We start from the raw sequence: 23242 nt of genomic DNA on the forward strand, positions 1-23242 counted from the left end.
CCACAGTTGATCTTCAGTGTTTTGAAGAGTTGTTCCAGGCAAAAAAATGCCCCGCACTTGGCGGGGCATTTTTATGCGCGAGGCTTACAGGCCGTCGAGCATCGCCTTGTTACGCACCGCGCCCTTGTCGGCACTGGTGGCCAGCAGGGCATAGGCTTTCAGCGCCGTGGTGACTTTGCGCGGACGCTTCTCCACCGGTTTCCAGCCTTTCTTGTCCTGCTCGACCCGGCGCGCAGCCAGTTCTTCGTCGCTGATCAACAGGTTGATCGAACGGTTCGGAATGTCGATCAGCACCTTGTCGCCATCCTGCACCAGGCCGATCGCGCCGCCAGCAGCGGCTTCTGGCGAAGCGTGGCCGATGGACAGGCCCGAGGTGCCGCCGGAGAAGCGGCCGTCGGTCAGCAGGGCACAGGCTTTGCCCAGGCCCTTGGATTTCAGGTAGGACGTCGGGTAGAGCATCTCCTGCATACCCGGGCCGCCTTTCGGGCCTTCGTAGCGGATGATCACGATGTCGCCTTCCTTGACTTCGTCGGCGAGGATGCCGCGTACCGCGCTGTCCTGGCTTTCGAAGATCTTGGCGTTGCCTTCGAACACGTGGATCGACTCATCCACGCCGGCGGTTTTCACCACGCAGCCGTCCAGGGCGATGTTGCCGTACAGCACAGCCAGGCCGCCCTCTTTCGAGTAGGCGTGCTCGACGCTGCGGATGCAGCCGTTTTCACGGTCGTCGTCGAGGGTGTCCCAGCGGGTCGACTGGCTGAACGCGGTCTGGGTCGGGATACCCGCCGGGCCGGCCTTGAAGAAGGTGTGCACGGCTTCGTCGTCCGTGAGGGTGATGTCCCACTTGGCGATGCCTTCGGCGAGGGACTTGCTGTGTACGGTCGGCAGGTCGGTGTGCAGCAGGCCGCCACGGGCCAGGGAGCCCAGGATGGAGAAGATCCCGCCGGCGCGGTGCACGTCTTCCATGTGGTACTTCTGGATGTTCGGCGCGACCTTGCACAGTTGCGGCACGTGGCGGGACAGACGGTCGATGTCGCGCAGGTCGAAATCGATCTCGGCTTCCTGGGCCGCGGCCAGCAAGTGCAGGATGGTGTTGGTGGAACCGCCCATGGCGATGTCCAGGGTCATGGCGTTTTCGAACGCCTTGAAGTTGGCGATATTGCGCGGCAATACCGACTCATCGTTCTCGCCGTAGTAACGCTTGCACAGCTCGACGATGGTGCGGCCGGCCTGCAGGAACAGTTGCTCGCGGTCGCTGTGGGTGGCCAGTGTCGAACCGTTGCCCGGCAAGGCCAGGCCCAGGGCTTCCACCAGGCAGTTCATCGAGTTGGCGGTGAACATGCCGGAGCACGAACCGCAGGTCGGGCAGGCGCTGCGCTCGTATTCCGCGACCTTCTCGTCAGAAGCGCTGGAATCGGCGGCGATGACCATGGCGTCGACCAGGTCGAGGCCGTGGGAGGCCAGCTTGGTCTTGCCGGCTTCCATCGGGCCGCCGGAGACGAAGATCACCGGCACATTCAGGCGCAGGGCGGCCATCAGCATGCCGGGGGTGATCTTGTCGCAGTTCGAGATGCAGACGATGGCGTCTGCGCAGTGGGCGTTGACCATGTACTCGACGGAATCGGCGATGATCTCGCGGCTCGGCAGCGAGTACAGCATGCCGTCATGGCCCATGGCGATGCCGTCATCCACGGCGATGGTGTTGAATTCCTTGGCCACGCCGCCAGCGCGTTCGATCTCGCGGGCGACCAACTGGCCCAGGTCCTTGAGGTGCACGTGACCCGGTACGAACTGGGTGAACGAGTTGGCAATCGCGATGATCGGCTTCTTGAAGTCGTCATCTTTCATCCCAGTGGCACGCCACAGCGCGCGGGCGCCGGCCATGTTGCGACCGTGGGTGGATGTTTTCGAGCGGTAATCAGGCATTGGAGCACTCCGGGCGGCTAATCAAGTACTAAAGGGGAGTGAGCTTCTATTTCACTACTGGAACACCCGAAAAATGGCCGTGTGTCCGGAAGTTGCCACTCGCGTCGCGGGATCGCCGCGTGCTTGGGCCTCGAGCTCATAAACCCGCCGGGGGATGACTGGCGATGAATAGGGCCGATTCTACACCGTCTTCCTGTAGGAGGGAGCTTGCTCGCGAAAAACGTCAACGATAACGCAGCGCTATCAGATGGCCCGAGTCGTCTATGAGTTTTTCGCGAGCGAGCTCGCTCCTACAGGGGGACAGTGTCAGTGTCCGACCCGCGCATTGGTCAGCCAACCCCACAGGCTGAAGATGATAAAGCTCACGGCAATCGTCATCAGCAAATGACTGCCGGTTTGCGCAAGCGCTGCGCTGCTGACGGCGGCGGTGAAGAACATGATGCTATTTCCTGCTGATGCTGCTGTGCCCGCGCTGCTTGAAAACAACAGCATCGCCGCCGAAATTGCGGCGGGACGAATCAGGGTGACCGCCAGTGCGCTGATCATCATCGGAATGAGCAGGGTCACTGTGGTAATGGCTTCAAAGATGATAATCAGCGCCAGCAGCACACCCGCGACCAGCAACAACCCAAGACCGATATTGATTTGCCGGGACAGCGCGATAAGTTTTTGCAGGTACGAGGCTGCCACTCCGCCGAGGAGATAAGCCGCGCCGTACACCATCAGCACCAGCGCGTACTGATATTCGGAAAGCTTCAGCGCATCCATGAAAATCAGCGGTGTCACGCTGATCAAGGCGAAGTAGCAGGCAAACACCAGGGCGGCGATCCACCAGTAGCGCAGGAAGTCGCGATTGGCCGCGACCGCCTTGAGCGTGCCTGGGATCGAGACGGGCGCGCTGTGAGGGCTGGCAGCCTTGGAAGGCAGGATGCAAAACGCATGGAGAAACATGCCCAATGCCATAAGTGCGAACGCATAGAAGCTCCCTTGCCAGTCGAAGGTGGTTTGCAGCCAGGAGCCGATCAGCGGTGACAATGCGACAAACGAGCCGCTCAGGGTCATGTAATAGAGGCGCACCCGGACTCGGTCCTGTTCGTCGAACAGGTCTTCCACCAGTGCATGGCCCAATACAAAGAATCCACAGCCCATGGCCTGCACCGCGCGAAACAGCAGGAAGGTCAGGTAATTCGACGCCAGTGCGCAGCCTATTGCTCCGACAATCGACAACGTGATGCAGCCGAGCAGCACGTTCTTGCGCCCCCATTTATCCGAAAGCGGACCGGTGACCAGTTGAGAGATGGAAAAGACCAGGGTGAACAGGCTGATGGACAGCGCGATGTCTGCGCTGGGCGTGTCAAACCGGGTTGCCAGCGCGGGGAAAGAGGGCAGTAGGATGTTGATAGGGAAGAAGCTGATCAGTGAAATGCAGGTGATGAGGATAAAGCGGGAGAGGGTGGGCCCAGACATTGTTTTTGTTTTCCGGAGTAAAACCAGAAACCGATACTAGTCTGCGAAAGATGGAATTCAATCAAATCTATTGTGCGAAGCGTCCCGTATTGGTGTACGCCGCCCCTGTAGGAGCGAGCTTGCTCGCGAAAAGCGTCAACGATAACGCAGCGCTATCAGGTAGCCCGCGTCGTCTATGGGGTCTTCGCGAGCAAGCTCGCTCCTACAGGGGGACGGTTTCGGTATTTAGCTATTGGGCAACAACCGGCACGTAATGCTCTTGATATAGCGCGTCTCGGCAATTGCCGGGTGTACCGGGTGATCCGGGCCCTGGCCGCCGCGTTCGAGCATCTGGATGTTACGGTCCAGGTGGCGGGCGCTGGTCAGCAGGATGTTTTGCAGATCGTCTTCGGGCAGGTGCATCGAGCACGAGGCGCTCACCAGGATGCCGTCCTTGCTGAGCAGGCGCATGGCTTGCTCGTTGAGGCGGCGGTAGGCGCCTTCGCCGTTTTTCATGTCTTTTTTGCGTTTGATGAAGGCCGGCGGGTCGGCGACGATCACGTCGAAGCGTTCTTCGCTGGCTTTGAGTTCCTTCAGGGCTTCGAAGACGTCGCCTTCGATGCAGGTCATTTTCTCGGCGACACCATTGAGCGCGGCGTTGCGCTCGACGCCGTCGAGGGCGAAGGCCGAGGCGTCGACGCAGAATACTTCACTGGCGCCGAAGGCTGCCGCTTGCACGCCCCAGCCACCGATGTAGCTGTACAGGTCGAGTACACGTTTGCCTTTGGCATACGGCGCCAGGCGCGCGCGGTTCATGCGGTGGTCGTAGAACCAGCCGGTTTTCTGGCCCTGGATCACCGGGGCTTCGAATTTCACGCCGTTTTCTTCCAGTGCCACCCACTCCGGCACCAGGCCGAACACGGTCTCGACGTAGCGGTTGAGGCCTTCGGCATCGCGCGCGGCGGAGTCATTCTTGAACAGGATGCCGCTCGGCTTGAGCACTTGGGTCAAGGCGGCGATCACGTCTTCTTTATGGGCTTCCATGGTCGCCGAGGCGATCTGTACCACCAGGATGTCGCCGAAACGGTCGACCACCAGGCCTGGCAACAGGTCGGAATCGCCGTAGACCAGGCGGTAGAACGGCTTGTCGAACAGGCGCTCGCGCAGGGACAGGGCGACGTTGAGGCGGTGCACCAACAGCGACTTGTCCAGGGGCAACTTGATGTCACGCGACAGCAGGCGTGCGCAGATCAGGTTGTTCGGGCTCATGGCCACGATGCCCAGGGTCTTGCCGCCGGCCGCTTCCAGGATGGCCTGGTCGCCTGCCTGGAAGCCGTGAAGAGGTGTGGCGGCCACGTCGATTTCGTTGCTGTAGACCCACAGGTGGCCGTTGCGCAAACGACGATCGGCGTTGGCTTTGAGACGCAGGCTTGGCAGGGACATGACGTCGCTCCGGAAAAAAGAGCGGGAGTATACCGTGTTGTGTAGGAAATGGCCGGGCTGCCGGATGTGCGGGAAGGTGTCGGCGCGCCGTGGATAAGGGTTAGAATCTCCGCCTAGCCCAGAGTATGCACTTATGTCCCCAGAGCTTTCCGCCGAACAGATCCAACAGGCCTTGCAAGGCATCAGCGTACCGCCTCAGCCGCAAATCATGGTGGATTTGCAGATGGAGCAGTACATGCCCGATCCGGACCTGGAAGTGATTGCGCGGCTGATTTCCCAGGATCCAGGCCTTTCCGGTGCGCTGTTGAAGATCGTCAACTCGTCGTATTACGGCTTGAGCAACAAGATCGCTTCGATCCAGCGCGCGGTTAACCTGTTGGGGAGCCGTTCGATCATCAACCTGATCAACGCATTGTCGATCAAAGGCGAGATGAGCGACGACACCATCGTTACGCTCAACCGTTTTTGGGACACCGCCCAGGATGTGGCGATGACCTGCCTGACCCTGGCCAAGCGCACCGGTTCCCAGGCAGTCGACGAGGCTTATGCCTTGGGCCTGTTCCACGACTGCGGCGTGCCGTTGATGCTCAAGCGCTTCCCCGACTACATGGCGGTGCTCGAAGAGGCCTACGCCAACGCCGGCGCCGATTGCCGGGTAGTCGACACCGAGAACAATGCGTTCAACACCAACCACGCCGTGGTCGGCTACTACACGGCCAAGTCCTGGCGCCTGCCGGAACATGTGACCGATGCCATCGCCAACCACCACAATGCCCTGGCGATCTTCAGCGATGAGTCGTCGCGCAATCCGCAGCTGAAAAACCTGCTGGCGATCCTGAAAATGGCCGAGCACATCTGCTCGTCCTACCGCGTGTTGGGCAACCAGGCGGAGGACCATGAGTGGAACGCCATTGGCCACCTGGTGCTGGACTACGTGGGCCTGTCGGACTACGACTTCGAAAGCATGAAGCTGTCGATCCGCGAGCTGGGCGCGCACTGATCCCCCCTTCAAGAGGTCCACATGCCCGAGTTACCTGAAGTCGAAACCACCCGGCGCGGGATCGCGCCGCACCTGGAAGGCCAGCGGGTCAGCCGCGTCGTGGTGCGCGAACGGCGCCTGCGCTGGCCGATCCCGGAAGACCTGGATGTGCGCCTGTCCGGGCAGCGCATCGTGCTGGTGGAACGACGGGCCAAGTACCTGTTGATCAACGCCGAAGTGGGCACCTTGATCAGCCACCTGGGCATGTCCGGTAACCTGCGCTTGGTGGAGGTCGGCATGCCGGCGGCCAAGCATGAGCATGTGGACATCGAGCTTGAATCCGGCCTGGCCCTGCGTTACACCGACCCTCGGCGTTTCGGCGCAATGCTCTGGAGCCAGGACCCGCATAACCACGAACTGCTGCTGCGCCTGGGGCCGGAGCCGTTGACCGAGCTGTTCGACGGTGAGCGTTTGTTTCAACTGTCTCGCGGCAAGTCGATGGCGGTGAAACCGTTCATCATGGACAACGCGGTGGTGGTCGGCGTGGGCAATATCTATGCGACTGAGGCGTTGTTTGCGGCGGGGATTGATCCGCGTCGCGCCGCCGGCGGCATTTCACGCGGGCGTTATTTGAAGCTGGCGATCGAGATCAAGCGCATTCTGGCGGCGGCGATCGAGCGTGGCGGCACCACGTTGCGCGACTTTATCGGCGGTGACGGGCAGCCGGGGTATTTCCAGCAGGAATTGTTCGTCTACGGCCGGGGTGGCGAGGCGTGCAAGGTCTGTGGGAGCGAATTGCGCAACGTGGTGCTGGGGCAACGGGCGAGTGTGTTTTGCCCCAAGTGCCAGAGTTGATTGCGGTGTAAAGGCTGATATCGCTATCGGGGGCAAGCCCTCTCCCACATTTTGAGGGTATTCACAAATCAAAGTGTGGGAGGGGGCTTGCCCCCGATGAGGTCCTTACAGGCACTAAAGAAGCTCAAGCCTTACCGGTAATCTTCCGGTACTTCTCCATCAACTGCGCTTCGGTCTCGGGGTGTGCCTCATCCAGCGGAATGCAATCCACCGGGCACACCTGCTGGCACTGGGGTTCGTCGTAGTGGCCGACGCACTGGGTGCACAGGTTGGGGTCGATCACATAGATCTCTTCGCCTTGTGAAATCGCAGCGTTCGGGCACTCAGGTTCGCAGACGTCGCAGTTGATGCAATCGTCGGTGATGATCAGGGACATGGAAACTCCTGCCAGGGCTGTCAGCCAAGGCATCTGAAAACGAATGCGCGCAATTGTGCCGCATTGGCGCCCGCAGTGCGAGTGCACATGACCTGTGGCCGTCCGGCATGTCGTGTAGAGGACTACTTTGTTGTTGTGGCGAGCGGGCTTGCCCCGCGTTGGGCTGCGTAGCGGCCCCAATAAAGGCACTGCGTAGTTTCAGGCAGAATCTGGTCGCCTGGTTTTAGGGCCGCTGCGCAGCCCAACGCGGGGCAAGCCCGCTCGCCACAGTCAAACCCGGCTTGCCAATAAGAGCATTACTTCTTGAAGCGCAGCGTCAGTGCATCCGCCACGGCCGGGTGGACGAACTTGGTGATATCCCCGCCCAATGCGGCGATTTCACGGACCAGCGTCGAGGAAATGAACGAATAACGTTCCGACGGCGTGAGGAACAGGCTTTCCACGTCCGGCGCCAGTTGGCGATTCATGTTGGCCAGCTGGAATTCGTATTCGAAGTCCGACACCGCACGCAAGCCGCGCAGGAACACATTGGCGTTCTGCTCCTTGGCGAAGTGCGCCAGCAACGTCGAGAAGCCCACCACTTCAACGTTAGGCAGGTGCTTGGTGACCTCACGCGCCAGCTCCACGCGCTGTTCCAGGGGAAACAGCGGGTTTTTCTTGGGGCTGGCCGCGACCGCGATGATCACGTGGTCGAACAAGCGTGAGGCACGTTCGACCAGATCGCCATGGCCTTTGGTAATCGGGTCGAAGGTACCTGGGTACAACACTCGGTTCATCGCGTCGTCCTGGCGGAGTCCGTTGGGGAACCGGATGGTATCGCAGCCATCCCGGTCGGCCAAGTCAACTTATGCAGAAGAAAGCACTATAGACACCCCGAATACCGGCTTTTTTCATGCTGTTTTCAGACGTTCGGCCAATGCCGACGCCAGTTGCGCGGTCAATCCATACACCGACAACTGCGGGTTGGCGCCAATGCTCGTGGGGAACAGCGAGCCATCGTGGATCGACAGATTGCGCAGCTGGTGATGGCGACCGAGGCTGTCGGCCACGGCATTTTTCGGGTCTTCGCCCATGGCGCAACCGCCCATCACATGGGCGCTGCCCAGGCAGGTGCGGTGCAATTCCAGGTTAAGGCCGTCGATCAGGCTCCGGGCTTCGGCCAGGGTCTTCACATACTGCGCATCGTGATGCAGCGGCTTGACCGACTTGGCACCTGCCGCGAACTGGATCTCGGCCATGCTGTGGAAGGCGCGGCGCAGGCCGTCCCAGGCGTAGTCCGACACCTGATAGTCGAGCACCGGCGTACCGTCACCGCGCAATTCCACGCTGCCACCGGGGCTATCGGGATGGAAACCGTCGCGCAGCAAGGCGAGCATGGCGTGAGTGTGGGGCAATTGGCTCATGTCCAGGGCGTTCTGGGTGCCGTAGCCGCCGAGCAGGGTGCTGGCCAGCGCCGGGTGCAGCGGCGGTGCTTCCAGTTTGTAGGACATTTTGCCGGTGGTGCCGTCCTGCCATTGGAAGTGGTCGGAATAGATCGACTGTGGCGCACCGTAGAAGGGGTTGATCACCTCATCGAACAGCCCCGCGGAGAAATTCACCAAGTGCAAGAACGTACGCTTGCCCAGCCGTGAATGCGGGTCAGGGGCGTTCGAGCGCATCAGCAGTGCCGGACTATTGATGCCGCCACCCGCGAGTACGTAATGCTTGGCCTTGACCGTGATCTTGCGCCCGGTGGGGGCCACGCAGCGTTCGTCCATGGCCACGCATTCCAGGCTGCTGATCGTGTCGCCGCTGTATCTCAGGCGCTCGGCGCGGGCCAGGTAGAGCAGTTCACCACCTTTCTCCAGGGTGGAGGGAATGGTGGTCACCAGCATCGACTGCTTGGCATTGACCGGGCAGCCCATGCCGCAATACCCCAGGTTGAAACAGCCGCGCACGTTGCGCGGGATCACATGCCAGCTGTAGCCGAGCTTCTCGCAACCTTTGCGGATCACATCGTTATTGGCGTTGGGCGGCATGGCCCAGGGTGCGATGCCCAGGCGCTGCTCCATCTTTTCGAACCACGGCGCCATCTCGGCACTGCTGTGGCCCCTGACCGCGTATTCGCTGGCCCAATGGGCGAGGGTGGCGTCCGGGGTGCGAAAACTCGAGGTCCAGTTGATCAACGTCGTGCCGCCCACTGCCCGGCCTTGCAGGATGGTAATGGCGCCATCCTTACTCATGCGACCGATGCCCTCTTGGTACAGGCTGGCGTAAGCCTCATCTTCGAGCAGCTTGAAATCGCTGCTGGTCTTGAGCGGGCCTTCTTCGATCAGCAGCACTTTGTAGCCGGCGGCGCTGAGGATCTCAGCGGTGGTACCGCCGCCGGCACCGCTGCCGATGATTGCGACGTCGGCATCCAGGGTCAGGTCGTTGTCCAGGGCGGCGCCGTTGTGGGTTTTCCAGCCACGGGCCAGGCCGTCGCGAAACAAATCGGGTACGGGCATAGAGGGGCACTCTTGTTTTTATGCGTTAAAGGCTAGGACGTTGTCGTCAATGTGGGCGCCGGAGAACACGGCTAGATCTTCGGTGGCCCGGGGTAACCGCAATGTGCCCAGGACGCCGGTCGGAAGTACCAGGCCATGATCACCAGCTTGAGCAGCGAGCCCTGGCCCATGCGCAGCAGGTTCAGGTAGCTGTTTTCCCAGCGGTGCAGAAAGTTGCGGATTTGCTCGCTGCTGGCGTTTTCCCAACTGCCCCAGATGCCGGTCAGTGGGCCACGGGTGATGCCCATGCCGAGCACGTCGAACAACTGCTCGGTCAGCTTGAACATCTCCGGCGACAGGTGTTGCAGGCTGTAGTCGAGCTTTTTCAGCGTGTCTTCAATCCCGTTGGCGACTTCCTGGGCGCTGGCCACGCCTTCCAGCAGGACCGGGATCACCGCGCGCAGAAATGGCAAATCACTGGCGCGCAGCATGGCGAAGCCGTTGGCCGGGGTGCTGCTGGAGCAGCCGCTGAGGCTGGCGCCCAGCCCGGCGGTGGCCAGGAAGGCACTGGCGCACAGGCCGATTTTCAAGACGCCGCGCCGCGACAGCGCGGGTGAATCAGTCAGGCTAGGGTTCATTGTTATTGTTATCCCGAGGGTGGCGGTATCAGCGAACGAACAGCTTCTGGATCAACTTCTGGATCGATTTGCCGTAGGGCGGGTAGATCAGCTTTGCCGCATTGAGGCGCTGTTTCACCAGTACCCCCTTGGCCTTGCTGAACGTGAGAAAACCTTCATGGCCATGGTAATGGCCCATGCCTGAAGGGCCGATCCCGCCAAAGGGCATGTCGTCCTGGGCGACGTGCAGCAGGGTGTCGTTCAGGCACACGCCACCGGAGTGGGTTTCGTGGAGCACGCGGTTCTGTTCGCGCTTGTTGTAGCCGAAGTAATACAGGGCCAGTGGGCGAGGGCGTTGGTTGATGTAGGCAAACGCCTGGTCGAGGCCGCGATAAGGCACGATCGGCAGCACAGGGCCGAAGATTTCATCCTGCATCACGGTCATGTCGTCACTGACATTCAACAGCAGGCTGTGGGCCATGCGCCGTGCCTGGTTCTGCTCGTACAGCGGGATCAGGGTGGCCCCCTTGTCGGTGGCGTCCTTTACGTAAGCATTCAGCCGGGCCAATTGCCGCTCGTTGATGATGGCGGTGTAGTCCGGGTTGTCGGCCAAGGTCGGATAAAACCCGCGAATCGCCTGGCTGTAAGCCTCGACAAAACCCTCGACGCGATCTTCCGGAACCAGCACGTAGTCCGGTGCCACACAGGTTTGCCCGGCATTCAGGGCCTTGCCGAACGCGATACGTTCGGCGGCGTCCTTGAGCGGCACATCCGCCGAGACGATGGCCGGGGACTTGCCGCCCAGCTCCAGCGTCACCGGCGTGAGGTGTTCGGCTGCGGCGCGCATCACATGCTTGCCAATGCTGGTGGCACCCGTGAACAGCAGGTGGTCGAAGCGCAGCCTGGAAAACGCCATGCCCACGTCGGCCTCGCCCAGCACCACACACACCAGGTCTTCAGGGAAGATCTTCGCCAGCAGGGTCTTGAGCAGCGCGCCGGTAGCGGGGGTGGACTCGCTCAGCTTGAGCATTACCCGGTTACCGGCCGCCAGGGCGCCGACCAGCGGGCCGATGGCCAGGTACAGCGGGTAGTTCCAGGGCACAATCACCCCGACCACGCCCAGCGGTTGGTAGATAACTTTGGCTGACGCGGGTTGGAAGGCTATACCTACAGCGCGGCGGGAAGGTTTCATCCAGCCCTTGAGGTGTTTACTGGCGTAGTGAATGCCATGCAGGCTGGGCATCAGCTCGGCGAACAGGGTTTCGTCTGCGCTGCGGTGGCTGAAGTCCTGGCTGATCGCGTTGATCAGCGCCTGACGTTCGTCGCTGAGCAACTCGCGCAGGGCCTTGAGCCATTGCTGGCGTTGCGCGGCCGGCGGCATCGGGTTGGCCACATAGGCGCGACGCTGGGCATCGAACAAGCCCTGGAGTTGGTCCAGTGCCTGGGAATCCTGGAGGTAGGCAACGTTGGCAGACATGGCGCAGTTCCCGATTGTTATAGGTCTGCCTGGATTTTTAGAGTCATTACTCTAAATTGTCAAATAACATTGCAGTAACATCCGGATTTATCCCAATCAGGATAGGCCGTAAGATGCCCGATCACGTGTACAGAAGCTGATCCCCTATGGCACCACGAGTAAAGACCAGCGAGCGCATTGTGCAAACCAGCCTGGAGCTTTTTAACCAGCAGGGCGAGCGTAGTGTCAGCACCAACCATATCGCCGCCCATATGGAAATTTCGCCGGGCAACCTGTACTACCACTTCCCCAACAAGCAAGCGATCATCGCCGTGCTGTTTCGCGAATATGAAGCGTTGGTCGACAGCTTCCTGCGCCCGCCCCAGGGGCGTGCAATGGTCGTGGAGGATAAGCGTTTCTACCTGCAGGCCGTATTGGCCGGGATGTGGCGCTACCGCTTCTTGCATCGCGACCTTGAACACTTGCTGGAAAGCGACCCGGAACTGGCCACCGGCTACCGGCGGTTTTCCCAGCGTTGCCTGATCCAGGGCGGCGCCATCTACCAGGGGTTTGTCGACGCCGGCATCCTTAATATGAACCCGGTGCAGACCGAAGCCCTGACCCTCAATGCCTGGATCATCCTCACCTCTTGGGTGCGTTTCTTGTGCACCACCAACGAAAATTCCACGCATTTGAGCGCCGAGGCAATCAAGCGCGGTGTGTACCAGGTGCTGGTGCTGGAGGCGGGGTTTGTCACGCCTCAGGCCAAAGAGGCGGTGGATGCGTTGTTCAAAGAGTTTTACGTGCCGTTGAACCAGGCACTGGAAGAAGTGAAGTAGACCTTTCCCACCTGTATTTGTAGGAGTCCGTCATGCCACTTGCCCAATTGATCAGCCCCCAGCAATTAGCCGAGCGCCAAAAGTCGGCGGGGCTGGTGATCCTGGATTGCCGTTTTGCCCTGGAAGACCCGGATTACGGGCGTTGCAGCTACGCCGAAGGGCATATCGAAGGCGCGCAATATGCTGACCTGGAGCGCCATTTGAGCGGGCCGGTGACCAAGGGGGTGACCGGGCGTCATCCCTTGCCAGAGGCGAAAAGATTCGTCGAACAGCTCCAGGCCTGGGGCATCAATGCCGACACCGACGTGGTGCTTTATGACGACGGCCCCGGCGCCTATGCCGCTCGCGCCTGGTGGCTGTTGGCCTGGCTGGGTAAGCGTGACGGCGTGTTTATCCTGGACGGTGGCCTCAAGGCCTGGCACTCCGCGGGTTTCCCGTTGAGCCTGGATGCGCCGGTAATTGCGCCTGGCACCTTTGTGGGGGCGCCGGACAATCACCTGCTGCTGGACGCCGAACAGCTGCAAAAACGCCTGGGCCAGCCCGGCCTGACCTTGATCGATGCCCGTGCCCAAGCACGTTTTCGCGGTGAAGTTGAGCCTATTGACCCGATTGCTGGGCATATCCCCGGTGCTCAATGTGCAGCGTTTAGCGAAAACCTGGGCAGTGATGGGCGTTTCCTGCCGGCCGACCAACTCAAGCAACGCTTCGCCGCGCAGTTGCAGGGCCGCTCGCCCGAAGATCTGGTGGCGTACTGCGGCTCGGGCGTGACGGCGTGCCACAACCTGTTCGCCCTGAGCCTGGCGGGTTACCCGTTGGGCAAGTTGTATGCGGGGTCGTGGAGCGAGTGGATTACCGATCCCGCGCGGGCAATCGCTACGGGTGACTGAGTTCCCTGCCTCAAATGTGTAAACGATGTCCCCGGTTTCAGATGTAAACGATGTCTACGGTTTTACTTCAACCGTGTTGGGCCAGCAGCCATTGGGGGATGCGCCGCTCCAGGTAGTAGCTGGGGCGTTTCAGTGAGCCATCGACGAAGCCCACGTGCCCACCTTTGGTCGTCAGCTCAAACTCGGTGCATGCCGACAGCTCGCTGGCTTCGGGCAAGCTGTGGGCGAATACGAACGGGTCGTCGGCAGCTTGGATAATCAACGTCGGTGTGCGGATAGCGCCCAGGTAGTAGCGGCTCGACGCGCGCCGGTAATAGTCCTCGGCACTCAAGAAACCATGCAGCGGCGCGGTCACCCGGCCATCGAAGTCCCAGAACGTGCGCATCTTCTCCAGTGAACCGAGGGCTTCCAGGGTTTTCAGCCCGTCCGCACGACCATCCTGTAAAAAGCGGCTTTGTTTGGCGCGGATATACGCGAGCATTTCGCGCATGAAGTGCTTTTGATAGATCCGCGAAAAGCCCAGCCCGATGCGATCTGCGCACTGGTCCAGGCGAAACGGCACCGACACCGCTGCTGCGCCTTGCAGCCCCGAAGCGTCGCCGGTTTCGCCCAAATGCTTGAGCAGCACATTGCCGCCCAGCGAATAACCCACTGCATACAGCGGTGCCAATGGTCGTTTGGTGCGCAGGTGGGTAATCGTGGCTGCCAGGTCTTCACTGGCCCCGGAGTGATAGCTGCGCGCCAACAGGTTCGGCTCGCCCGAGCAGCCGCGCCAGTTCAGGGCTGCGCTGGCCCAGCCTTGTACGGCGAGGGCTTTTTGCAGGCCGGCCACGTAAGGCGAGTTGGATGAGCCGGTGAGCCCGTGCAGCACCAGTACCAACGGTGCTTGCGCGTCGTGCGGGCCGTGCCAGTCGAGGTCGAGAAAGTCGCCATCTTCCAGCCATAGCCGTTCGCGCTGGCGTTCGATGTGGGTGGTAGGGCGCCACAGCGGCCCCCACAGGGTTTGCAGGTGAGGGTTGCCGAGGCCGAAGGCGGGGGTGAACAGGTCGGAGGACGGTGTCATGAAACTCTCGGTTTTGAGCTAACTCACTGTCTGTGGCGAGCGGGCTTGCCCTAATGCCGTTCAGTTAAGGCTTTTTTGTAGGAGCGAGCTTGCTCGCGAAGAACTCACAGGCGCCGCGTTCACTCAGGAAACACGCGTTATCGTTGAGGTTTTTCGCGAGCAAGCTCGCTCCTACAGAAGGCGATGTACGCTTAACTGAACGGCATTAGGGCTTGCCCCGCGTTGGGCTTCGAAGCAGCCCCATCAAGAACACCGCATTTATTCAGTCAGAGTGCCGTCGCAGGTTTTAGGGCTGCTTCGCAGCCCAACGCGGGGCAAGCCCGCTCGCCACACTTGACGCCAGTCTGAAAGGTCAGACGGCGCTTTCGACCAACCGATGCCACAGCGCGTAATACACCCGCCCGGATTTTTGCTCCCGGTGCAGGCGCCAGGCGCCCGGCAAACCCAAGGTAGACGGTGCCGTCTCGCTTTCAGTGTAGATCCATGAGTCCGGTGCCAGCCATTGGCGCTCTTCAAGCAATGCGCACACCGTCGGCAACAGGTTCTGGTTGAATGGCGGGTCGAGGAACACCACGTCGTATTCGCTCGCCGCCTGGGTTTCCAGGTAGCGCAGCGCGTCAGCGGTCTGCACCTGGCCGTTGGTGCAGCGCAGGGTGCCCAGGTGCTCCTTGAGGCTGGACACCGCCACATTGCTGGCATCCAGCGCCTGTGCCTGGGCCGCGCCACGGGACAGCGCCTCCAGGAACAGGGCGCCGCTGCCGGCAAACGGGTCCAGCACCTTCGCCCCGGCGATGTACGGGGCCAGCCAGTTGAACAGGGTTTCGCGCACGCGATCCGGCGTTGGGCGCAGGCCCACGACGTCGGGGAAGCTCAGCTTGCGGCTGCCCCATTCGCCGCCAATGATGCGCAGTTGGCCCACACCGTTATGCACGTTGTGGACAGGTTTTTTCGGGCGAGATGAACTGGCCATTAATGCTCCGGAACCCCGAGCGGCTGCTCGGCAGGTTTATCAGTGGGGGGCGGTAGTGGCTTTTGCGCAGTGGTCGGGCCCGCGGTCACGATGACCATCTTGTCGGCGCTCAAGTGTTTGTTCAAGGCAGCCTTGACCTGCTCTACGGTCAGGGCCTGGGATTGTTTCATGAAATCTTCCAGGTAGCTCAGCGGCAGGTTGTAGAAACCCATGGCGCCCAGTTGCCCGACGATATCGGCGTTGCTCGCGGTCGACAGCGGGAAGCTGCCGGCCAGCTCGCGCTTGGCGTCATCCAGCTCCTTTTGCGTCGGGCCGGTCTTGAGGTAGTCGGCGAGCACATCCTCGACCAGGCGCAGGGTGCCACCGCTCATTTCCGCGCGGGTCTGCAGGTTGATCATGAACGGGCCGCGTGCCTGCATCGGCGAGAAACCGGAGTACACGCCGTAGGTCAGGCCGCGCTTCTCGCGCACTTCACTCATCAACCGGGTGCCGAAACCACCGCCGCCGAGGATCTGGTTGCCCAGGGAGAGGGCCGCGTAGTCCGGGTCGGCGCGGTCGATACCCAGTTGGGCGAACAACAGGTGGGTCTGCTTGGACGGAAACTCGATATGGCTCAGGCCAGCCTTGGGCTCGGTCGGCTGGGCGATCTTCGCCAGGGCCGGGCCCTTGGGCAGCGAGGCCGACACTTTGGCCGTCATCGCTTCGGCTTCGGCGCGGGTCAAATCACCGACCACGGCAATCACGGCATTACCCGCCGCATAAGCCTTGGCGTGGAACGCCTGCAACTGCGCGAGGGTAATCTTCGGAACGCTTTCTGGCGTGCCTTCGCTTGGGTGAGCGTAAGGGTGATCGCCGTACAGGCGCTTGAACAGTTCAAGGCTGGCCAGTTTGCCGGGGTTCTGCTTCTGGTATTCAAAGCCGGCGAGGATCTGGTTCTTGATCCGTGCCAGGGAGTCGGCGGGGAAGGTCGGCTTGCCAATCACCTGGTCAAACAGCGTCAGGGCGGCGTCGCGCTTGGTGCTGTCGCTCAGGCTGCGCAGGGAGACCAGCGCCATGTCGCGATAAGCGCCATTGCCAAAGTCGGCGCCCAGGCTTTCAAAACCGCTGGCGATCTGGCTGACATCCTTGCCCGGCACGCCTTCGTTGAGCATGGCGTTGGTCATCAGCGCGAGGCCCGGGACGTTGCCGTCCTGGCTGCTGCCAGCGGCGAACAGGATACGCATGTCGAACATCGGCAGTTCATGGGCCTCGACGAACAGCACCTTGGCGCCTTCGGCGGTGGTCCAGGTTTGCACATCGAGCTTGCGATTGGTCGGCGCCTTGCCGTTCAGCTCTGCCAGAGATTGCAGCTTGTTGGCCGATTGGGCCTTGTCCAGGGCCTGGCTGGCGACGGACTCGCTGGGGCGCAGGAAATACACGGCGCTTGCTGCGATCAAGGTGACGGCGATCAGGCCGGGCAGGATCAGGCGGCTGCTTTTGCGATCACTCATGAGCGGTCTCCTGAGGCAGAACATGGGCGACGCTGAGACGTTCGCGGGTGAAATAGGTGCGTGCGGCCTTCTGGATGTCTTCCGGGGTCACGCTTTGCAGGTCGGCCAGCTCGGTGTCCATGAGTTTCCAGGACAGGCCGACGGTTTCCAGGGAGCCGATGGCCGTTGCCTGGCTGGTGATGGAATCACGTTGGTATACCAGGCCGGCGATGACCTGGGCACGGATGCGCTCCAGTTCTTCGGCGGTCGGTGGCTTGGCCTTCAACTCTTCCAGCAGGCGCCACAGGCCGGCTTCGGCTTGGGCGACGGTCTTTTTCTTTTGCTGGTTCGGGGTGGCCGAGAGGGTGAACAGGCTGTCACCCCGGGTGTAGGCGTCGTAGTTGGTGGATGCGGCGGATACCAGCTCTTCACCACGCTCCAGTTGCTCGGAGATCCGTGCACTGTAGCCACCGTCCAGCAGGGCCGAGATCAGGCGCAGGGCTTGGACCGAGCGCTTGTCTTCGGCGGTGGCCAGGCCGGGTACGTTGAAGCCCAGGATCACACTCGGCAATTGGGTCTGCACGTGCATCGTCAACAGGCGCTCGCCGGGCTCGGCCAGTTCCATCGGGATCTTGGCGGGCGGTACGTCACGCTTGGGGATAGGGCCGAAGTAGCGCTGGGCCAGGTTTTTTACCTCATCCGGGGTTACATCGCCCACCACTACCAGCGTGGCGTTGTTCGGCACATACCAGGACTGGTACCAGTGGCGCAGTTCCTCGACCTTCATGCGGTCGAGGTCGGCCATCCAGCCGATGGTCGGCGTGTGGTAGCCACTGGCGGGGTAGGCCATGGCCTTGAAGCGCTCGAAGGCCTTGGACATCGGGTTATCGTCAGTGCGCAGGCGGCGCTCTTCCTTGATTACCTCGATTTCGCGGCTGAACTCGTCGGCCGGCAGGCGCAGGCTGGCCATGCGGTCGGCTTCCAGCTCGAAAGCGACGCCCAGGCGGTCGCGGGCCAGTACCTGGTAATAAGCGGTGTAGTCATCGCTGGTGAAGGCATTTTCTTCGGCGCCCAGGTCGCGCAGGATCAGCGAGGCTTCGCCGGGGCCGACCTTGGCGCTGCCTTTGAACATCATATGTTCCAGAGCGTGGGACAAACCGGTCTGGCCTGGGGTTTCGTAGCTCGAACCGACCTTGTACCAGACCTGCGAAACCACCACCGGCGCGCGATGGTCTTCGCGCACCACGACCTTGAGGCCGTTATCCAAGGTGAATTCATGGGTGGGTTGTGGGTCGGCAGCCAAGGCTGAGAGGGGCAGACAAACTGTGCTGAGCAGCAGGCCTGCAGCGCGGCGGGCTAGAGCATTCATTCGTTTTTAAACCTGTTGGGCTGCCCGCTTGGTCTTAGCGTCGGCGGGCGAGGAGGTGCTAGGATACTGATCCGACTAAGGGACGGCCACTGTGGCTGTCTTGTTGAGGCCCTATTTAGGCCTTACAAAATGTTGCGCATGAACGAGCTGGCTAAAAAACAGTCTGTTACGCATCGAATTTTATTTACCGATGTGCCCCTTGGCGCGTCGCTACCTTGAGATAGCCGTCTCCATGTTTGGTTCCAACGACGACAAGAAGACCCCAGCTGCGGCTGGCGAGAAAAAAGGCCTGTTCGGATGGCTGCGCAAAAAGCCGCAGGAAACCGTCGTCGAACAGCCACAGGTTCAAGCTGAGCCGATCCCCGCTCCTATAGTAGAAGCCGAACCGGTTGCCCAAGCGCCGGCGCCGGTGGTGCTGCCGATGGCTGAACCGGTGTTGCAGCCAGTGGCCGACGTGGTGCCGGAACCTGAGCCCGAGCATAAGCCGTGGCCGGAGCTGCCGGTGGCCGAGGAGCCCGTGGCGTTGGTTGACGATGTGCAGGCCGAGCATGTGACGCCGCCGATTCCGGTGGTTATCGAGCCGGCTCCTGTTGTGTTCGAAGCCCCTGCACCTGTGGCTGTGAGCGAGCCGACACCCGTTGCGGTTGTCGCGCCCGTGGTTGAGCCGGTTCCCGTCGAGCCCGAGCCCGTCGCTGCCGTCGAAACCAGCAAGACCGGTTTCTTCGCCCGCCTCAAGCAAGGCCTGAGCAAGACCAGCGCCAGCATCGGCGAAGGCATGGCCAGCCTGTTCCTGGGCAGGAAGACCATCGATGACGAACTGCTCGAAGACATCGAGACTCGCCTGCTGACGGCGGACGTGGGCGTTGAAGCCACCGCCGTGATCATCCAGAGCCTGACCCAGAAGGTCGCGCGCAAGCAGTTGACCGACGCGGACGCACTGTACAAGTCCCTGCAAGCCGAGCTGGCCGCGATGCTCAAGCCGGTGGAAGCGCCGCTGGTGATTACCCCGAAGAAACCTTTCGTGATCCTGGTCGTGGGCGTCAACGGCGCCGGCAAGACCACTACCATCGGTAAGCTGGCCAAGAAGCTGCAACTGGAAGGCAAGAAAGTCATGCTCGCCGCTGGCGACACCTTCCGCGCCGCTGCTGTGGAGCAATTGCAGGTCTGGGGTGAGCGCAACAAGATCCCGGTGATCGCCCAGCACACCGGTGCCGATTCGGCCTCGGTGATCTTCGATGCCGTGCAAGCCGCCAAGGCGCGCAATATTGACGTGCTGATTGCTGACACCGCCGGTCGCTTGCACACCAAAGACAATTTGATGGAAGAGCTGAAGAAAGTCCGCCGTGTGATCGGCAAGCTCGATGCCGACGCGCCGCATGAGGTGTTGCTGGTGTTGGACGCCGGCACTGGGCAGAACGCCATCAGTCAGGCCAAACAATTCAACCAGACGGTACAACTGACCGGCCTGGCATTGACTAAGCTCGACGGCACGGCCAAGGGGGGGGTGATCTTCGCCCTGGCCAAGCAGTTCGGGTTACCGATTCGTTACATCGGCGTTGGTGAAGGCATCGACGACCTACGCACTTTTGAAGCCGAACCCTTTGTCCAGGCACTGTTTGCCGAGCGGGAGCGTTCATGATTCGATTCGAACAGGTCGGTAAACGCTATGCCAACGGGCATGTCGGCTTGCATGAGCTGAGCTTTCGAGTGCGTCGCGGCGAATTCTTGTTTGTGACCGGCCATTCGGGCGCCGGTAAAAGTACATTGTTGCGCCTGCTGCTGGCCATGGAGCGCCCGACTACCGGCAAGCTGCTGCTGGCCGGCCAGGACCTGGCCACCATCAGCAATGCGCAGATTCCGTTCCTGCGCCGCCAGATCGGCGTGGTATTCCAGAACCACCAGTTACTGTTCGATCGCACGGTGTTCAATAACATTGCCTTGCCATTGCAGATCCTCGGGTTGTCCAAGGCCGAGATCGTCAAGCGCGTGGATTCGGCCCTGGAGCGCGTGGCGCTGTCCGACAAGACCGACCTCTACCCGGGTGACCTGTCCACAGGCCAGCAACAGCGCGTCGGCATCGCCCGCGCCATCGTCCATCGCCCGGCCCTGCTGTTGGCGGACGAACCCACCGGTAACCTCGACCCGCGCCTGGCCGCCGAGATCATGGGGGTGTTTGAAGACATTAATCGCCTGGGCACCAGCGTATTGATTGCCAGTCACGACCTGGCGTTGATCGCGCGCATGCGCCATCGCATGCTCACGCTGCAACGCGGGCGCCTGATCGGCGACGGGGAGGCTGGCGTATGAGTGCGACCCGCAGCCCCAAGGTTTCCGAGCGTGTGGCGCCAAAGGCAGCCGACCCGCAGCCGAAAAAGAAAAAACACGACGAAGACGACGGCCCGGACTTCAGCACCCTGTTGCGCGCCTGGATCGAAAGCCATCGCGCCAGCCTGCTGGACAGCCTGCGTCGCCTGGGCAAGCAGCCCATCGGCAGCTTTTTCACCTGTTTGGTGATGGCCGTGGCCTTGAGCCTGCCGATGGGCTTGTCGCTGTTGCTCAATAATGTGGAGCGCCTGGGCGGTTCCTGGCAGCGTGCGGCGCAGATTTCGCTGTACCTGAACCTGGATGCCAGTGCCAGAGAGGGCGAGGCTCTGCGTGATGACATCAAGAACCTGCCGGGCGTGGCGGATGCCGAGTACATCAGCCGCGATCAGGCCCTTGAAGAGTTCCAGCAGCAGTCCGGATTAGGTGAGGCGCTCAAAGAGCTGCCGCAGAACCCGCTGCCGGGCGTGGTGCTGGTGACGCCGAATGAAGTCGACAAGCCTGCCCTTGAAGCGCTGCGACAAAAACTCGCAGAGATGCCCAAGGTGCAACAGGCGCAACTTGATCTAGTCTGGGTAGAGCGCCTGGCCGCGATTCTCAAGCTGGGCGACCGCTTTGTGTTCGGCCTGACGGTGCTGTTGGTGTCTGCATTACTTTTGGTGATAGGTAATACCATTCGTCTTCATATTGAAAACCGTCGCACCGAGATAGAAGTGATTAAACTGGTCGGCGGCACGGACAGCTATGTGCGTCGTCCCTTTCTGTACATGGGCGCGCTTTATGGCTTTGGTGCGGGGATCTTGTCCTGGGGTGTCCTGGCGTTTGGCCTTGACTGGCTGAATGACGCGGTGGTCGGGCTTGCCGGCTTGTACGGCAGTGATTTCGCCCTGGCGGGCGTGCCGGTTGCCGACGGTCTGTCGCTCTTGCTTGGCGCGGTATTGTTGGGGTATATCGGTGCGTGGATTGCGGTCGCACGGCATTTACGTGAGCTGGCACCGAAGTAGTTAATGTCAGGGTAATGTGGTTTCGTTTGTATTGGCCGTATCAGTAGTTTAGGGAACTTGTCCTACGGTTCCCGGTCAATTTTCGCAGTGCTGAACTGCACGAGTTATGTGAGTCGGAGGTTTTTTCGTATGACCACTTCTTTGCAACCTGCTTATGCTTTGGTCCCAGGTGCGAACCTGGAGGCTTATGTGCACACGGTGAACAGCATTCCATTGCTGACACCGGAGCAGGAGCGTGAACTGGCCGAGAGTCTCTACTATGAGCAGGATTTGGGGGCGGCTCGGCAGATGGTGCTCGCCCACCTGCGTTTTGTCGTACATATCGCCCGTAGCTACAGTGGCTACGGCCTGGCCCAGGCTGACCTGATCCAAGAAGGCAACGTCGGCCTGATGAAGGCTGTAAAGCGCTTCAACCCGGAGATGGGTGTGCGCCTGGTGTCGTTTGCCGTGCACTGGATCAAGGCGGAAATCCACGAATTCATCCTGCGCAACTGGCGCATCGTGAAAGTCGCGACCACCAAGGCCCAGCGCAAGCTGTTCTTCAACCTGCGCAGCCAGAAGAAACGCCTGGCGTGGCTGAACAACGAGGAAGTCCACCGCGTGGCCGAAAGCCTTGGCGTGGAGCCCCGTGAAGTACGTGAGATGGAAAGCCGCCTGACCGGCCATGACATGGCCTTCGACCCGGCCGCCGAAGCGGACGACGACAGCGCCTTCCAATCGCCAGCCAACTACCTGGAAGACCACCGGTACGACCCGGCGCGTCAACTGGAAGACGCTGATTGGAGCGACAATTCCAACCACAACCTGCACGAAGCGCTGGAAGTGCTGGACGACCGCAGCCGTGACATCCTCTACCAGCGCTGGCTGGCGGAAGAAAAAGCCACGCTGCACGACCTGGCGCAGAAGTACAACGTGTCGGCCGAGCGGATTCGTCAGCTTGAGAAAAGCGCGATGAATAAGCTGAAGCTGTCGATCGCGGCTTAAAAATGTGGGAGGGGGCTTGCCCCCTCCCACATTTGTTTTGTGTTGTCTCAGTCGGACCAAGGCGCCTTGCGCGAATTGTTCAACTCCACCAGATAACCATCCCCACCCAACTGGCTCATCTGCTGGCGAATCCATGCGGCCCGTCGCGCCACATAGGCGGTCGGATGGCTTGCGCTCCACACCCGTGGGTTAGGCAGTACCGCCGCCAGATAGCTGGCTTGTTGCCGGGACAGCCCCTTGGCACTTACGCCGAAGTGATGCTGCGCCGCCGCTTCCGCGCCAAACACGCCCTCATCCCACTCCACGCTGTTGAGGTACACCTCAAGAATCCGCTCCTTGGGCCACAGCACCTCGATCAGCCCGGTAAACCAGGCCTCCAGGCCCTTGCGCAAATAACTGCGGCCTGCCCACAGGAACAGGTTTTTCGACACCTGCTGGCTCAGCGTACTGGCGCCGCGAATCGAACCGCCGCGCTCGTTGTGCAGGAGCGCCGCCTGGATCGCGCCGAAATCAAAGCCCCAATGCTGCGGGAAGCGCTGGTCTTCACCGGCCATCACAGCGACCTTGAGGTCATCGGAGATCTGGTCCCAGGGCACCCAGGTGCGCTGCAGGTCAATGGGTTCGCCGTCGAACCAGGATTCAACCTTGCGTTCCACCATCAACGCCGTGAACGGTGGCGGCACGAAACGGAATAGCAGCACCAGCAAAACGCTGCCGATGGCAAACCATTTCACGACTTTGAGAAAACGATTGAAGAGGACACGCAGCATAG

At 61.2% G+C, this 23242-nt stretch carries 21 protein-coding genes; 8 read left to right on the forward strand and 13 right to left on the reverse strand.

Going from position 1 to position 23242, the window contains the following annotated elements; translation table 11 throughout:
- Positions 1–84 precede the first annotated feature (84 nt).
- The 3 genes from ilvD to QU606_RS01975 form a co-directional block, all read right to left on the reverse strand.
- The gene (ilvD, locus tag QU606_RS01965) at positions 85–1926 is read right to left on the reverse strand and encodes a dihydroxy-acid dehydratase (RefSeq protein ID WP_024077932.1); all 1842 of its coding nucleotides are present in this window, start codon (positions 1924–1926) and stop codon (positions 85–87) included.
- Between the two features lie 306 nt (positions 1927–2232).
- A complete protein-coding gene (locus QU606_RS01970) occupies positions 2233–3393 on the reverse strand; it encodes an MFS transporter (RefSeq protein WP_024077931.1) in 1161 nt (386 codons plus the stop codon).
- A gap of 225 nt (positions 3394–3618) precedes the next feature.
- The gene (locus QU606_RS01975; protein ID WP_304998062.1) at positions 3619–4815 is read right to left on the reverse strand and encodes a class I SAM-dependent rRNA methyltransferase; all 1197 of its coding nucleotides are present in this window, start codon (positions 4813–4815) and stop codon (positions 3619–3621) included.
- A gap of 133 nt (positions 4816–4948) precedes the next feature.
- Between QU606_RS01975 and QU606_RS01980 the strand changes: the two genes are divergently transcribed.
- Positions 4949–5815 carry an HDOD domain-containing protein gene (locus QU606_RS01980; protein WP_024077930.1) on the forward strand — a complete coding sequence of 289 codons (867 nt, stop codon included), beginning with the start codon at positions 4949–4951 and terminating at the stop codon, positions 5813–5815.
- 21 nt (positions 5816–5836) lie between these two features.
- On the forward strand, positions 5837–6649 hold the full coding sequence (gene mutM / locus QU606_RS01985) for a bifunctional DNA-formamidopyrimidine glycosylase/DNA-(apurinic or apyrimidinic site) lyase (protein ID WP_024077929.1): 813 nt from the start codon (positions 5837–5839) through the stop codon (positions 6647–6649).
- Between the two features lie 124 nt (positions 6650–6773).
- Here the strand turns inward: mutM and QU606_RS01990 are convergent, their stop codons facing one another.
- From QU606_RS01990 to QU606_RS02010, 5 genes are all read right to left on the reverse strand, one after another.
- A complete protein-coding gene (locus tag QU606_RS01990; RefSeq protein WP_010564414.1) occupies positions 6774–7025 on the reverse strand; it encodes a YfhL family 4Fe-4S dicluster ferredoxin in 252 nt (83 codons plus the stop codon).
- 296 nt (positions 7026–7321) lie between these two features.
- Positions 7322–7801 carry a pantetheine-phosphate adenylyltransferase gene (coaD, locus tag QU606_RS01995; protein WP_003176711.1) on the reverse strand — a complete coding sequence of 160 codons (480 nt, stop codon included), beginning with the start codon at positions 7799–7801 and terminating at the stop codon, positions 7322–7324.
- A gap of 114 nt (positions 7802–7915) precedes the next feature.
- Positions 7916–9511 carry a GMC family oxidoreductase gene (locus QU606_RS02000; RefSeq protein ID WP_069077220.1) on the reverse strand — a complete coding sequence of 532 codons (1596 nt, stop codon included), beginning with the start codon at positions 9509–9511 and terminating at the stop codon, positions 7916–7918.
- Between the two features lie 71 nt (positions 9512–9582).
- A complete protein-coding gene (locus QU606_RS02005; RefSeq protein ID WP_069077219.1) occupies positions 9583–10128 on the reverse strand; it encodes a twin-arginine translocation pathway signal protein in 546 nt (181 codons plus the stop codon).
- A 28-nt stretch (positions 10129–10156) separates the two neighbouring features.
- Positions 10157–11584, reverse strand: coding sequence for a coniferyl aldehyde dehydrogenase (locus QU606_RS02010; protein ID WP_102624176.1), 1428 nt, complete (start codon positions 11582–11584; stop codon positions 10157–10159).
- A gap of 146 nt (positions 11585–11730) precedes the next feature.
- On the opposite strand from QU606_RS02010, the gene QU606_RS02015 reads away from it, so the two are divergent.
- Both QU606_RS02015 and QU606_RS02020 read left to right on the forward strand, forming a co-directional pair.
- A complete protein-coding gene (locus tag QU606_RS02015) occupies positions 11731–12402 on the forward strand; it encodes a TetR/AcrR family transcriptional regulator (RefSeq protein WP_069077217.1) in 672 nt (223 codons plus the stop codon).
- Positions 12403–12434: 32 nt separating this feature from the next.
- A complete protein-coding gene (locus tag QU606_RS02020) occupies positions 12435–13289 on the forward strand; it encodes a sulfurtransferase (protein WP_024077924.1) in 855 nt (284 codons plus the stop codon).
- 67 nt (positions 13290–13356) lie between these two features.
- Here QU606_RS02020 and QU606_RS02025 read toward each other — a convergent pair whose 3' ends face one another.
- The 4 genes from QU606_RS02025 to QU606_RS02040 form a co-directional block, all read right to left on the reverse strand.
- On the reverse strand, positions 13357–14352 hold the full coding sequence (locus QU606_RS02025; RefSeq protein WP_069077216.1) for a hydrolase: 996 nt from the start codon (positions 14350–14352) through the stop codon (positions 13357–13359).
- A gap of 352 nt (positions 14353–14704) precedes the next feature.
- Positions 14705–15322 carry a 16S rRNA (guanine(966)-N(2))-methyltransferase RsmD gene (gene rsmD / locus QU606_RS02030; RefSeq protein WP_024077922.1) on the reverse strand — a complete coding sequence of 206 codons (618 nt, stop codon included), beginning with the start codon at positions 15320–15322 and terminating at the stop codon, positions 14705–14707.
- The gene (locus QU606_RS02035) at positions 15322–16812 is read right to left on the reverse strand and encodes a pitrilysin family protein (protein ID WP_024077921.1); all 1491 of its coding nucleotides are present in this window, start codon (positions 16810–16812) and stop codon (positions 15322–15324) included. Before QU606_RS02035 ends, rsmD begins: the two co-directional genes overlap by 1 nt.
- Positions 16805–18160 carry a pitrilysin family protein gene (locus QU606_RS02040; protein WP_069077193.1) on the reverse strand — a complete coding sequence of 452 codons (1356 nt, stop codon included), beginning with the start codon at positions 18158–18160 and terminating at the stop codon, positions 16805–16807. The genes QU606_RS02035 and QU606_RS02040 overlap by 8 nt, the downstream gene beginning before the upstream one ends.
- A 232-nt stretch (positions 18161–18392) precedes the next feature.
- Here QU606_RS02040 and ftsY point away from each other — a divergent pair, with 232 nt between their 5' ends.
- From ftsY to rpoH, 4 genes are all read left to right on the forward strand, one after another.
- Positions 18393–19799, forward strand: coding sequence for a signal recognition particle-docking protein FtsY (ftsY, locus tag QU606_RS02045; protein ID WP_069077194.1), 1407 nt, complete (start codon positions 18393–18395; stop codon positions 19797–19799).
- On the forward strand, positions 19796–20467 hold the full coding sequence (gene ftsE, locus QU606_RS02050; RefSeq protein ID WP_003213784.1) for a cell division ATP-binding protein FtsE: 672 nt from the start codon (positions 19796–19798) through the stop codon (positions 20465–20467). The genes ftsY and ftsE overlap by 4 nt, the downstream gene beginning before the upstream one ends.
- Positions 20464–21486, forward strand: a complete 1023-nt coding sequence (gene ftsX, locus QU606_RS02055; RefSeq protein ID WP_069077195.1) for a permease-like cell division protein FtsX — start codon at positions 20464–20466, stop codon at positions 21484–21486. Before ftsE ends, ftsX begins: the two co-directional genes overlap by 4 nt.
- Before the next feature lie 129 nt (positions 21487–21615).
- Positions 21616–22470 (forward strand): RNA polymerase sigma factor RpoH, encoded by an 855-nt coding sequence (gene rpoH / locus QU606_RS02060; RefSeq protein ID WP_003176698.1) that lies wholly within the window; start codon positions 21616–21618, stop codon positions 22468–22470.
- A gap of 47 nt (positions 22471–22517) precedes the next feature.
- Here rpoH and mtgA read toward each other — a convergent pair whose 3' ends face one another.
- Entirely contained in the window at positions 22518–23240 is a 723-nt protein-coding gene (mtgA, locus tag QU606_RS02065) for a monofunctional biosynthetic peptidoglycan transglycosylase (RefSeq protein WP_024077917.1), read from the reverse strand.
- Between the last annotated feature and the right edge of the window lie 2 nt (positions 23241–23242).

The sequence above is a fragment of the Pseudomonas sp. OVF7 genome (assembly GCF_030644265.1).
GTDB lineage: Bacteria > Pseudomonadota > Gammaproteobacteria > Pseudomonadales > Pseudomonadaceae > Aquipseudomonas > Aquipseudomonas gorinensis.